This window comes from Streptosporangium longisporum (genome assembly GCF_039534895.1).
Taxonomy (GTDB): Bacteria; Actinomycetota; Actinomycetes; order Streptosporangiales; family Streptosporangiaceae; genus Streptosporangium; species Streptosporangium longisporum.
Map to the genome: position 1 here is coordinate 797,983 of NZ_BAAAWD010000015.1, position 13,205 is coordinate 811,187.

Below are 13,205 nucleotides of genomic sequence, written 5' to 3' on the forward strand. Positions count from 1 at the left end.
CGACGGTCACCTTTTCCCTGCCCGGAACCGTATTCCGGACGACCTTCACGACCCGTGACCGAATAATCTTCTCCGGGTTCCGAACCCTGACATCCGGGTCGAGAACGGACCGCTTACGGGAGTATTTAACACGTTTTTTCTCTTTCTATACCCTGCTCCTGGATGACGTCGGACAATCATGAGACGTCTCCGGCCCCGCCGACGCGGCCGGCCCCGTACGACACGCTCATTCGTCCGATGAAAGGAGACATTCGCGGTGGCAACGGCAGAGGTGATGCCGAGACGATGGTCCCTGGTGGGCCGTGACGCGGAGCTGAAGGCGTTCGAGGACGTCCTCGACGGAACCGGTTACAACGGTTTCTTCATCTTCGGTGAGCCCGGCGTCGGCAAGACACGGCTGGCGGAGGAGTGCCTCGCCGTCGCCGGCCTGCGGGGGCACACCGTGGGCCGCGCCACCGCGACCGCCGCGGCGGCCGGGATCCCGCTCGGGGCGATGGCCCACCTGCTGCCGGACGGGGTGAACCTGTCGGATCCCGTCGCGGGCTTCGCGACCGCGGTCCGGCTCATGTCTCGGGCCTACACCGCGACGGCCCGCCTCGTGCTGCTCATCGACGACCTGCACCTGCTCGACTCCGCCTCGGCCCTGCTGCTGCGCCAGCTCATGGAGACCGGCGCCGTCTTCCTGGTGGGCACGGTGCACTCGGACGCCTCGTCCGAGGAGGGCGTCGTGACGCTCGGGCGGGGCGACGCCGTCCATCACGCCGACCTCAGGTCGCTGACCTGGCCGGAGGTGAACGAGCTCCTCCGGCGCACCCTGGCCGGGCACGTCCACCGCGAGACCGTCGACCGACTGCACGCCGCGAGCGGGGGCAACCCGCTCTACCTGGGCGAACTGGTACGCGGCGCGCTGGCCGAGGGCAGGCTGGCGAACGACGGGGAGATCTGGCGGCTGTCGGCCGCCGAGTCCCTTCCGGTCACCCGGCGTCTCACGGACCTGATCCGCCACCGGCTCGCGGCGGTGCCCCCGTGCGGCCGCCGCCTCCTCGACGTCCTCGCGCTGTGCGGCCCGGTGTCCGTCGCCGACCTGGAACACGACCCCGGCACCGGCATCCTGGACGAGCTGGAGCGGGCCGGACTCGTCACCGTCGTGCGGGAGGGTCGGCGCACGTACGCCCGCCTGGCGCATCCCCTCTACGAGGAGGTGCTGCCCGCGGACATCACCGAGCTACGCCGCCAGAAGATCCTGCGCGAGCGGGCGGACAGGCTGGAACGGACCGGCTCGCGCCGCAAGGAGGACGCCATGCGCCTGGCCTCCTACCGGCTCGACGGTACCGGCACCGCCGATCCGGCCCTGCTGCTCCAGGCCGCCCGGCTCGCCGCGTACGGCGGCGACCACGCCCGCGCGCTCGTCTTCCTCCGGGCGATCCCCGAGGAGGGCCTCACCTTCCCGGCGCTGCTCCTGCTCGGCCGTACCCTGTCGGAGGCGGGACGGCCGCAGGAGGCCGAGGACGTGCTGCACAGGGCGGACGGGCGGGCCACCACGGAGAGCCGCGCGCTGTCGGTGGCACTGGCACGCACGCACAACCTCATGTGGTGCCGTGGCGCCTCCCGCGAGGAGGCCGTCGCCGCGAACGACGCCGCGCGCGACCGTGTCACGAGCCCCGCCGCCCTGTGGGCGCTGCGGGTGAACGAGGCCAACATCCTCTCCAACCTGGGCCACCACGCCGAGAGCCTCCGCCTGCTCGACTCGATGCCGGACGAGGAACCGCCGGTGGACGACGTCGCGGGCGCGGCGGCGTGGACGGCCGCCGCCGCGACGAGGGCCAGCACGCTGTCCTTCCTGGGGCGGGGAGAGGAGGCGGTGCGGTGGGCCGAACGGGCCGTGGCCCTGTGCGCGAGGGCGCGGGACGAGAGCAGGGGGCAGTCCCCGCAGGAGGCGGCCGCGCGATCCGCCCTCGTCCTGGCCCTGACCGAGAGCGGACGCCTGGAGGAGGCCCGCGTCGCCGGTGAGCGTGCCTACACCGACCCGGCCGGGGCGCCGACCGGGTGGCAGCGCACGCTCCTGCTCTTCCCGCTCGCCCGCAACGCCTGGCTGGCGGGGCGTCCCGCCTCGGCACGCCGCTGGTACGCGGAGATCGTGCACGACACCCGCCCCCAGGGGGTGATCATCCGTCCGCTCGCCCTCGCCGGGCTCGCCGCGGCCGCGGCGCTGCAGGGCGACGTGCGCGCGGCGGAGACCGCCCTCGCCGAGTACGCCGGCCTCGCAGTACCGGTGCACGTCCCCGAGGAACGGCTCGGCGAGGCGTGGACGCACGTGGCGCGTGGAGAACAGGAGAAGGCCAGGACGGTGCTCAGGGCGGCGGCGGACGAGGCCCGCGAGCGGGGCCAGTTCTCCTCCGAGACCGTGTTCCTGACCGACCTCGCGCGGCTCGGGGGCGCCGCCGGGGCGGCGGAGCGCCTGGCGGAGCTCGCGAGGACCGGAGGACCCTTCACGGCCGCCCGGGCACGGCTGGCGGCCGCGCTGGCCTCGGACGATCCGGACGGCCTGTCGGCGGTGGCCGGGGACTTCGACCGGATGGGGGCGAGCCTGCTCGCGGCGGAAGCGGCGAGCGCGGCGGCGGAGCTGTGGCGCCGCTTTGGGGATCCCCGCCGGGCCTCGGCCGCCGCGACGCGGTCGGCCGCGAGCGCCGCCCTGTGCGAGGGTGCGCGGACGCCCGTGCTGCGGACGGCCGGCGCGGCCGTGCCGCTCACGGCCAGGGAGAGGGAGATCGCGATCCTGGCGGCCGAGGGGATGGCCAGCAAGGACATCGCGGCCAGGCTGACCATCTCCGTCAGGACGGTGGACAACCACCTGCAGCGGGTCTACGCCAAGCTGGGCGTCTCGGCCCGCCGGGAACTGGCCGACCGTCTCGGCCGCGCGGACGCGTGAGCCGGAGGACCGGCCCGCCCGTGCCACGGGGCACGGGCGGGCCGACGGACCCGGTCTCACCGGGACCTGTTCCATTCGGATACGACGGGTGTTCTCACAGTGGGGACGCGAACTCCACCGCGACGCCGTCCCGGCCGATGGTCAGTTTGCTCTGCGGCAGGTTGCTGGCGTAGCAGGCGAACTGGGCGAAGCAGAGGTTGACCGAGCGCGCCATGTGGGAGAAGAAACGCGAGCCGACCCCGGTGGTGTTGGTCCCGATCACCCCGTTCACTGGGGCGTTGAACACGTCGGTGGCCAGACCCTGCGGGTAGACGACGGAGCTCTTGTCGGTGAGGTAGTCGCCCCGGTTGTACAGGCCCACGCTGATGACACGGCTCGACTCCCGGCCCGGGGTCCGGTTCGCCGTGCAGTAGGAGAAGGCATGGTGCCAGGTGTAGATGGTGGTACCCGCCCAGGACGTGAGCGTCAGCGGGACGTCGGTGTTCACGCACACCTGGTCGTACAGCAGCAGCGCGGCGCGCGACGCGGAGGAGTCCCGGCCGGCGGGCCGCCGGGGCGGGTCGACCCGGGTGACGACCGGGTCCCCCACCTTCACCGACACCGGCACCGTACGGGCCAGCTGCGGGTCGTTCTTGATGATCTCAAGGTCCGCGGCGGTGGCCTTGCCCGCGACGGCGCGCTGAACGGCGGTCCTGACCTCGTCCTCGGAAGGACCGTCCGCGGCGTTCACCGGGCCCCCGGCTGCCATCACCGCCACGGCCGCGACGGCGAGTCCCGCGGAAACGGTACGGAGCCTCATTCTCATCATCCCCTTCGAAATGGATTTCCTTCGGCAGGAGAAACTCTGACAGCCGGGAAATCCGGGAAGGAGAGTAGTGAATACTCATTCCTGAGCGGGCCGTTCCTCATACTCGCCATGACCGGCGGGCCGTGGGTTCACGACGAGTCGACCGAAGAGCCGTCACGTTCCGTCGGAATGCGCCGACCGGCTGGACGATCGCCGGATCGGCGTCATCGAAATTCGGTGACGGCTTCACGGCGGTTCATCAAGGTATGCCTTACCGATACCGGATCGCCTTACTCCGCTCGCCACCGCGGGTTCGAGGTTGAGTAAACACCGCGGGCGCTGTTAGCTTCACCCGGTGGACGACATGCCTGTACGGACGGAGACCATCGAGGACTTCGCGGCGACGCTGCGCGAACTTCGCAAATCCGTCGGCAACCCACCTTTCCGGGAAATGTCCGGCAGGTCGGGGGCTATCTCGCACACGACATTGCACGAGGCCACGAAGGGCAACCGGCTCCCGAGCTGGGAGACCACCGTCGAGTTCGTCAGGGCCTGCGGGGCGGACCCGGCCGCGTACCGCAAACGCTGGGAGAGGGCGAACCTCGCGGTCAGATCGGCGGGCGCCGGAGATCCTGCGGTCCGCGCGGACACCCCCGCGGCCGATCCCGGTGAGCCCGCAGCCGCCGCCCCGGGCACCGCTCCGGGCGTCGCTCCAGGCGTCCCTCCGGGCGTCGTTCCGGGCGTCGTTCCAGGCGTCGTTCCGGGCGTCGTTCCAGGCGTCGTTCCGGGCGTCGTTCCAGGCGTCGTTCCGGGCGTCGAGGAAGGTCGTACCGCGCGCACCGCCGTGGGGTCGCAGGCGCCACGGCTCGCCGGTGAGCCCCCGGCACCCGCGCCCGTACCGACCGCACCGCCGTCACCGCCCGGCGAGGGTCCGGGCGACGTCCGGCCGGCCCCTCCCGCGCCGGGCGGCCGGGGGCGGTTCCGGACGGCCCACCTGGCCGCGGCCGCGCTCGCGGCGGCGGTCGTCGGCATGGGGACGGCGGTCCTGATCACGACCGTCGTCGACCGCGACCCCGGGACCGGCGGGCACGGCCCGAGCCCGTCCGCGGACCCGTCGAAGACCTCGTTGTCGGCGGCCGACTGCCCGGTGCGCGCGACCAACCCGCCGTGGGGCCCGCCCGCGCACAAGGGGGACTCGGCGGTGTTCATCGGGGACATCACGCTCCCCGACTGCACGCGCGTCGACCCCGGCCAGACCAGGACCAAGGTGTGGCGGCTCAAGAACGCCGGGACCGTGCCGTGGAAGGGGTACTCGCTGCACCGCCTCGACCCGCAGCACCCCGACCAGTGCCGGACCGCCTCGGACGTACCGATCAAGGACACACGTCCCGGGAAGATGGTCGACGTCCGGACCGACGTCACCGCGCCGGGGAACCGGGGCTTCTGCTACGTGCGGTTCAAGATGATGGACGGTTCGGGACGGGTCGCGTTCCCCGGAGGCCGGCCGCTCAACTTCCAGGTCGTCGTCGAGTGACGCCTGTCCCCCGCCGCGCGACGCACGGCGGGGAACCAGGGGCGGACGGCCCACGGGGATCAAGCGGTCCGGGGGTCAGCGGGTCAGGGCGATCCCCCTGTAGTAGGCCTTGAGGATCCTGGAGAAGCTCCACCCCGCCCCGGCCTTGTCGCGAGAGCCGTTCTGCGACATCCAGTCACCGGTGACCCAGTGGCGGCACGACGTCGTCGTGGAGCAGTACTGGGCCTTGAAGATCTTCCCGCCGCGCGTCATCCGGGTGCCCCACGTCGCGTCCACCGCGGCGTTCGTCGCCGCCGTCGCCGAGCCCGGCCTGTACACCTGGCTGGCCGTGGTGTCGGCGACGTCGTAGCACCGGCCGCTTGGCGTCTTGCTCGCCGACCTCAACGCCCAGTACCAGCCGAAGTTCTTGACGGCGATCGCCCCGGCCTTCAGGGACTCCCTCGGCCAGTACGACGGCCACTCGTTCGGCAGGACGTTCTTGATGTAGGTCTTGAACGCCACCCGGTCCACGCGGTCGAGGGAGGTGCGGTAGACAAGGATCGTCGTGGGCGGCCTGCCGTGCGTGCCGTCGGTCTTGCACCCGGTCGGCGGTGCGGAGCTCAGGAGGCGGTGGGAGGCGTTCTGGTTCTTCAGGCCCGGTTTGAGGTTGCCTCGGGCCCCGGCCGGGAAGTCCTGGTGGACGCTGCCGGCGTAGTTGCTGTTGAAGTGGACGCGAACGGTGGCGGGGGTGCGGTTCCACACCGAGGCGGCGGCGTTCTTGACGCACTTGCCCTTGCCGTTGCCCGGCCCCTTGTAGTCGAAGCAGGAGGGCTTCCTGGTGCCGTAGTCACCGACCGATCCGGGAAAGTCCGAGACCGATCCCTGGTTGTTGCTGTTGAAGTAGTAGCAGAACTCACCGGCCTCGCACACACCGTTACGACCGGCCGCCGAAGCCGACGGAACGGTGGTCATCGCCGTCCCGCCGAGCACCACCGCGGCGGCCACCGCGGTGAGCCGCCGGACCGGCCGTGCGGTTCGTGGGGACATGGTCGCCTTCCTTCTCGTCACGGGCCGCGTACGCTAGCGGAGGTTGTAGCCCTGGGAGACCCAGAACGAGTTCGGGTTCGGGTTGAGCAGCGTGTAGTCGCCGACGCTCCTGGTGGCGCGCTTGTGCCATCCGGGACGCATCTCGACGTGGGTGTGGGCCGCTCCGCTGGACGACACCCCGCGCCATGCCTCGGTGCCGATGAGCTGGCCGCGCGCGATCTGCCGGCCCACGCGCAGGGACGACTGCGGAGCGACGTGCAGGTAGACGATCGTCTTCTTCAACGAGGCGTTGTAGACGGCGATCGTGGAGAGCCCCGAGCGGCCGTTGCCTCCGCGCGCGACGTTGATGACCTGACCACTCACCAGGGCGTGGACGGGCGCGCCGACCCTGCGGGTGAAGTCGATGCCCTCGTGCTTGCCCTTCGTGTTCCGGTAACCGTCGAAGCCACAGCTGATGCGGCCACCACCGGCCTTGTACAGGGCGTACGTCATGTCGACGCGCGTCGAGGTCGGCGGCGGTGCGGAGCTCAGGAGGCGGTGGGAGGCGTTCTGGTTCTTCAGGCCCGGTTTGAGGTTGCCTCGGGCCCCGGCTGGGAAGTCCTGGTGGACGCTGCCGGCGTAGTTGCTGTTGAAATGGACACGGACGGTGGCGGGGGTGCGGTTCCACACCGAGGCGGCGGCGTTCTTGACGCACTTGCCCTTGCCGTTGCCCGGCCCCTTGTAGTCGAAGCAGGAGGGCTGCCTGGTGCCGTAGTCACCGACCGATCCGGGAAAGTCCGAGACCGATCCCTGGTTGTTGCTGTTGAAGTAGTAGCAGAACTCACCGGCCTCGCACACACCGTTACGACCGGCCGCCGAAGCCGACGGAACGGTGGTCATCGCCGTCCCGCCGAGCACCACCGCGGCGGCCACCGCGGTGAGGATCCTGTTGCGCGTTCTCATGGTGTTCTCCCTGTGTCCGTGCGGTCTGGTGTCTGTGCGGTCCGGGTCCCGGAGAGTCGGCGACGCCGATGCTCCTTTCGGGTGCGGCCGGTCACCTCGGGGCCGTCGTCCGGGCCACGGCCGGCGAGCCCGTTCCGGCCCGGGTGACGGTCACCAGTCCGGCTCCCGCGGCGGGGTCCACGGTTCCGGATCGCACCCCCTGTCCACAAGAAGATCGTGTTGTCAGCCTGTTCGACGGGGGCCCGTACAGGCGTACACGCCGCCTGACAGGCGATCCGACGGCGAGCGGGACGCATGCCCCGGGACATGCCGGGACCGCCGACCGGCCTCTGCCGGTACACGTCCCACTCCGCGTCCGGTGGCCGGACGGACGGGACGGCTAGCCGATGACGACCACCCGCGCCCATTCGGGCGGTACGTCCGGCACGTGGTCGGGATCGTCCTCGTCCCACGACCCGGACAGGTCCCTCCCGCGGAACAGCCCCACCACCGTCCGGCAGGGGGGCCGCTCGTCCGGCCAGGGGGTCTGGCCGTCGGTCAGGACCACGACGACGTCCGGCCGCGGTCTCGCGCGCAGTGCCGCGGCGAACCCCGTCCGCAGGTCCGTCCCGCCACCGCCCACCAGACAGATTCCCTCGGCGCGGCACAGCGGGCCCACGACCTGGGCCGCCGCGTCGCACGACAGCACCCTGACCAGGTCGCGCCGGCCGCCCACGGCCCGGACGATCGCGGCGACCTCGAGAAGCGCGCTGCCCAGTTCGGCGTCGCTGACCGACCCCGACGTGTCGATGACCACCGAGACCCGGGGCGGTCTGCGCCGCAGGCTCGGCAGGACGACGCCGGGCAGGCAGGCGGACCGCCGCGACGGCCGGCCGTAGACGTAGTCCTCCCCCGCGCCCGGGCCGGAGGCCGCCGAGCGGACCGCCGCGCCGAGCAGTTCCCGCCACGGCTGTGGCGGGTGGAACGCCTCCTCCGCCCACCGCCGCCACCCCCTCGGGGTGTTCCCGGGGCGGGCGTTGATGCCCTCCGCCACCCGGAACCGGACCGCGTCCCTCTCCTGCGGGCTGAGCCCGTTCGCGCCGTCCGGTCCGAGCTCCCACTCCCGTTCCAGCCCGTCTGCGCCGCTGCCGCAGTCCAGCCACACCAGCTCCTGCGTGTACGGCCCGAGCCGGAACCGGCGCAGGTAGTCCTCCATGAGCTCCCCCTCGGGCAGTCCGAAGGCTTTCGGTTCGACGGCGTCCCCGGGCCGGGCCAGCCCGTCCCCGAACGCGTCGTCGTTGATCTCGAAGTCCGCGGCGATGTTCATCCGCAGCCGCTCTCCCGGCCCGGTCAGTTCCCGCTCGGCCGCGACCCGGTCGCTCCGCCCGTGGTGGTCGCGCAGCAGGTGGGAGACCTCGTGGACCCACACCGCCGCCAGCTCCTCCACCGGGGCCCGGCCGACGAACACCGGCGAGACGTAGCATCGCCAGTGCCGGTCCACGGCCATCGTCGGCACGCGTCGTGACTCCACCACGTGGAGCGCGAACAGCGCCGTCGCCAGGTAGGGCCGGGCCCGGGCGGCGAGCAGCCGGGCGGCGAAGAGCTTCTCGACGTCCAGGTCCCCCACCGCGCCGGGCGTCATCGCTTCGGCCCCGCGGCGATCCGCGCCGCGGCCCTGTCCGCCCTCCCGCCCAGGGACACCACCCCGGCGAGCCTCTCGATCGACGCCGGGACGTCCCAGTCCTCGCGGCGCAGCGCGGCGAGGGTCGACGCGGGTACGACCACCAGGTCCGGGGCTCCGGTCTCCAGCGCCCGGGCCAGCAGTGCCCACGCCGCGTCCCAGCGGTCCCTCTCCGGCCGCTTCCGGACCGCCTCCACCACGCCGTCGAGCACGGCCTGGCGCAGGTCGCCCCGCTCCGGCAGGTCGGCGGCCGACGGGTCGGCCAGCAGCGTCTCGGGGTCGGGAAGGTCCATCCGGTCCAGGCCGGCCAGCAGTTCCAGCCCGGGCCCGTCCCCCACGGTGCCCCGGACCAGCATGGACAGCACCTCCCGGGACGTGTTCGCCGCGGTAGCGAAGGCCGTCAGGCGCAGTGCCATCTCCCAGCTGCGGGGCGAGGGCCACGGGCCGCCCCGGCGGGTCTCGTCGCCCGGCAACCGGTGCACGAGGGCGGGGCGGGCGGCCAGAAGCCCGCACACCGCGCGCCGGGCGAACGTCACGGCCTCCGGAAGGTGTTCCGGGTCGAGCCGTGGCAGCGATGCCCGCGGCCAGGTCCCGCCGAGGCCGCGTACCACGACGTCGTGGTCGTGAACCCACCGCAGGTGGACGAACCGGTTGGCCAGGGGCGCGCTCAGCTCCCAGCCGTCGGCCGCGGAGGAGCGCGGATTGGCGGCCGCCACGATCCGGACCCCGGGCGGCAGCCGCAGGGCGCCGACCCGCCGCTCCAGCACCAGGCGGAGCAGGGCGGCCTGGACGGCGGGCGGCGCCGTGGACAGCTCGTCCAGGAAGAGCAGTCCCCGGCCCGTCCGGGCCAGGCGTACGGCCCAGTCCGGCGGGGCCATCGGGACACCCTGTACCGCGGGGTCGTCACCGACCACCGGCAGACCCGAGAAGTCGGACGGTTCGTGCACGCTGGCGATCACCGTGGTCAGCGGCAGGTCGAGGGCCACGGCGAGCTGCTCCAGGGCGGCGGTCTTGCCGATCCCCGGTTCTCCCCACAGCAGCACCGGCAGGTCGGCCGCCACGGCCAGGGTCAGCGCCTCCAGCTGCGTGTCGGCGCGCGGCTCCGTGGCCGTGTCGTGGAGCAGGGCGAGCAGGTCGGCGGCGACGTCCAGCCTGGAGGCGTGACCCGGGTCGCAGGACGTGGCGGCGGGGGCGGGCGGGGTCGGGAGGTCCGCAGACGCGGGCAGGGGGACGGTGGCCGGAGATGCGGGCAGGACGGATGCGGGCATGAGATCACCTTCGAGGTCTGGTCGAGCGGGGCGGGCCGGGACGGGAACGCGGTGGGAGGACGCGAGGAGGACGACCTGCGGATCGGCGGAAACGCGGTCACGGGACGCGAGGGAGGACGGAACCCGCGGATCAGCGGAACATCGTGTGACGCGGACGTGCGCGGCTGCCGCTGGGACGGCGGTCGGGCCGGGGTGCCGGGCCTTGGCCGACCCCGGCCAGTCCGGTCCGGAACAGGCCGTACGCGATCCGCCGCAGTACCGCCGTCTCCAGCTCGTCCCGCAGGGTGCCCTCGGGCAGCGGCGCGCCGGAGCCGAGGAGATCCTCGACGGCGGTCAGAGCACCGGTGGCGTCGCCGTGGTCCAGGCGCGCACGGACGTCGGCGAGGCACTCCGGGTCGCGGTGCTCCTCGTCGATCACCCGCAGGCAGGGCAGCGGGGTGCCGGTCAGCGCGGCCAGCAGCTTCTCGCGGTGGATCTCCGCCGGATCGTGGTCCAGCGCGACGAGCACGCCGTTCACGAGACCGATCCGGTGCCGGGCGCCACGGCACTCGACCAGCCGTTGCCCGGTTCCGCCGCCGGGCACCCGAGGAGCGTCCGACGGGGAACGGCCCGGCACGAGCGCCGACGCGACGAGCGGGTGCAGCCGGTCGGCCTCGATCAGGCCGGCGCGGAGCAGCGCCAGGTCGGGGAGCACCCATGTCGCCGCGTCGGGCAGCACCGGCAGCGCGGGCCCGCCACCCCTCGCGGGGGCCGTGGTGATCCGCATCGCCGGGAGCCCGGGTGTGCCGTCGGTCTCCGGTTCCAGCACCAGCCGGCGCCGCCCCCCGAGGCGCACGACGACGGCACCGCCCGCCCGCCCCTCCTCGCGGAGGAGGATCCGCGCCTCGGCCGCCCACCGGTCCACGGCGCAGCCGCGCTCCGGCGGTACGTCCGGGTCCGGAACGGGACGGCCGTCGTCGGAAGGCCGGTCCGCGCCGGAACGGGCCCGCAGCTCACCGGCCCTGCGGGCGTCCCACAGGTGGCGGTGCAGGTCGAGGCGGAAGCACCGGTGCGGACGGGGATGCGGATGCGCGCCGACCCCGGACCGGGACCCGTCCCACAGGGCCAGGCCGATCCGCTGACCGGCGTCCGCCCAGGCCGGTGGGGTCCGGACCACGAGGTGCACCGTGCCACCTCCCCCGTGCGACGCCGGGTGGTACCGGGCGAGAGAGACGGTCAGGCCCGGGCGTAGCAGGCCGTCGGGGGCGATCCTCGGCATGTGCCAGCGCAGCAGGTCGGGAGCCAGATGACGGAGGTCGGCGCGGACGCGGGCCGCGAGCTCCCTGCCGTGGGCACGAGCCGCGGAGCGCAGGTCGAGATCGACGTCGACGTGTGCCGCGGCACACGCCCCAGCCCAGTCCCCGGCGGTACGACGGGCGGTCGCAGACTCGATCATGGGGGGCGGCACGGCGAACTCGCGCACATGCAGCCAGAGGGAGAGCCGGGAATCCTCGTTCACGGTCAAGGAGCGCATCAGCACTCACCTTGACGGAACGGGACCCCCATTCTGCTGAGGTAGGTGTTCATCGTGATCAGCGTACAACGTCCCGCATCGGATCCGCCATGCACGGGACGCCGCCCGCGACGGTCCCGCGATCACCTTCATCGAGCACGAGCCCGCGCTCACCGCGGGCTCGTCACACCGGCCTGCCGACCTGTACGAGGAAGCCGTGCCGCCTGCACGTCCCGCTGACGCAGGCCGAGGCCGGCGATGCCCCGGGACCGTCATCGTGGCCCTCGGCGTCCGATGTCACGAGCGGGTGCGCGACGGTGACGGGGCACGCGGGCGGGCGTCCGGTCGCTCCGGGCCGGAGATCGAGACCGTGGCGTGACGGCGCCGGAGGCCGCGATGCGAGGATGAGGAAATGATCACTTTCACGTCGTACGACGGGACCGTGCTCGTCTGTCATGAGCGGGGAGAAGGGCCGGCGCTGGTCTGCCTGCCGGGCGGGCCGGGACGGTCCTCGGGATACCTGGGAGATCTCGGCGGTCTGTCGGCCCGGCGCCGGCTCTTCCTGCTGGACAACCGGGGAACCGGTGAATCCGCGGCGCCCCGTGACCCGGACACGTACGCGATGGACCGCATGGTCGCGGACGTCGAGACGCTGCGGGTGCGCCTGGGGTTCGAGCGGATGGACCTGCTCGGGCATTCGGCGGCCGGAGGGCTGGCGCTGCTATACGCGGCCCGGCATCCCGAACGGATAGCGCACCTGGTGCTGGTCACACCGAGCGTGCACCCGGCGGGGATCGAGATCACCGACGAGCAGTGGTACGCCGGGATCGAGCGCCGAGCCGACGAGAGCTGGTACGAGAGCAGGCTGCCGGACCTCGAGGCATGGGACGCGGGAGACGAGAGCCGGCGCCTGAGGGCGCAGCCGTTCTTCTACAGTCCCTGGGACGAGACCGCCGAGGCGCACGCCACCCGGTTCGCCGACCGCTCGCCCGAGGCGGCGAAGCGCTTCCACACCGGCATGCCCGCCGCCGAACAGACCCGGGCGGGCCTGGCGAAGGTCACCGCCCCGGTCCTGGTGATCGCCGGAGAGCAGGACCCGGGACCGTCGCCCGCGCACGCGGCCGAACTGGCCGGGATCTTCCCGCACGGGACCAGCGTCGTGCTGCCCGGGGCCCACTACCCCTGGGTCACCGCTCCGGAGGCCTTCGCCGAGGCGGTCGAGGGATTCCTCGGCGACCGTCCGGCCGGAGGAGTCCGAAGCACCTCGTCGAGGCCGGACCGCTGAGTCACCGCCGGGGAGGGCGGCGGTACCCGATGGCGGGGCGGCCCTTCGCCGGGCAGGCGTGCGGTGGGCCCACCCGGGCGGGCCCACCGTCTCGCGGAATCCCGCATCGGTCGTGGCCGTTCATCGCCTGCTCAAGGCGAAGGCATTGGTATTCGCACCGGACGGTCGGCCTATGTCGATGCGGCAGGGGTCGTCACCTCGGCCACCGTCGCCCCGGGGATCCGGCGGCGATCCGGACGCTGCCGATGAGGACGCCGCTCGGACGGCCGGCCTGGAGTTCGA

9 protein-coding genes are annotated in these 13,205 nt (G+C 73.0%); 3 read left to right on the forward strand and 6 right to left on the reverse strand.

The features are described 5' to 3' along the window. Positions 1–256 precede the first annotated feature (256 nt). Entirely contained in the window at positions 257–2,929 is a 2,673-nt protein-coding gene (locus tag ABD832_RS29830; RefSeq protein WP_344901526.1) for a helix-turn-helix transcriptional regulator, read from the forward strand. A gap of 94 nt (positions 2,930–3,023) precedes the next feature. Here the strand turns inward: ABD832_RS29830 and ABD832_RS29835 are convergent, their stop codons facing one another. Next, positions 3,024–3,728 carry a hypothetical protein gene (locus tag ABD832_RS29835; RefSeq protein WP_344901529.1) on the reverse strand — a complete coding sequence of 235 codons (705 nt, stop codon included), beginning with the start codon at positions 3,726–3,728 and terminating at the stop codon, positions 3,024–3,026. Positions 3,729–4,080: 352 nt separating this feature from the next. Between ABD832_RS29835 and ABD832_RS29840 the strand changes: the two genes are divergently transcribed. Beyond that, on the forward strand, positions 4,081–5,250 hold the full coding sequence (locus ABD832_RS29840; protein WP_344901810.1) for an NBR1-Ig-like domain-containing protein: 1,170 nt from the start codon (positions 4,081–4,083) through the stop codon (positions 5,248–5,250). Positions 5,251–5,325: 75 nt separating this feature from the next. Here ABD832_RS29840 and ABD832_RS29845 read toward each other — a convergent pair whose 3' ends face one another. The 5 genes from ABD832_RS29845 to ABD832_RS29865 form a co-directional block, all read right to left on the reverse strand. Continuing rightward, positions 5,326–6,276 (reverse strand): SpoIID/LytB domain-containing protein, encoded by a 951-nt coding sequence (locus ABD832_RS29845; RefSeq protein WP_344901532.1) that lies wholly within the window; start codon positions 6,274–6,276, stop codon positions 5,326–5,328. A 33-nt stretch (positions 6,277–6,309) separates the two neighbouring features. After that, positions 6,310–7,218, reverse strand: a complete 909-nt coding sequence (locus ABD832_RS29850; protein WP_344901535.1) for a peptidase inhibitor family I36 protein — start codon at positions 7,216–7,218, stop codon at positions 6,310–6,312. A gap of 379 nt (positions 7,219–7,597) precedes the next feature. After that, positions 7,598–8,839, reverse strand: coding sequence for a vWA domain-containing protein (locus ABD832_RS29855; RefSeq protein WP_344901538.1), 1,242 nt, complete (start codon positions 8,837–8,839; stop codon positions 7,598–7,600). Further along, positions 8,836–10,146 (reverse strand): AAA family ATPase, encoded by a 1,311-nt coding sequence (locus tag ABD832_RS29860; RefSeq protein ID WP_344901541.1) that lies wholly within the window; start codon positions 10,144–10,146, stop codon positions 8,836–8,838. The genes ABD832_RS29855 and ABD832_RS29860 overlap by 4 nt, the downstream gene beginning before the upstream one ends. A 130-nt stretch (positions 10,147–10,276) precedes the next feature. Further along, positions 10,277–11,659, reverse strand: a complete 1,383-nt coding sequence (locus tag ABD832_RS29865; RefSeq protein WP_344901544.1) for a hypothetical protein — start codon at positions 11,657–11,659, stop codon at positions 10,277–10,279. Positions 11,660–12,050: 391 nt separating this feature from the next. Between ABD832_RS29865 and ABD832_RS29870 the strand changes: the two genes are divergently transcribed. Further along, complete coding sequence (locus tag ABD832_RS29870; protein WP_344901547.1) at positions 12,051–12,923, forward strand: alpha/beta fold hydrolase; 873 nt, start codon at positions 12,051–12,053, stop codon at positions 12,921–12,923. The last annotated feature ends 282 nt before the right edge of the window (positions 12,924–13,205 follow it).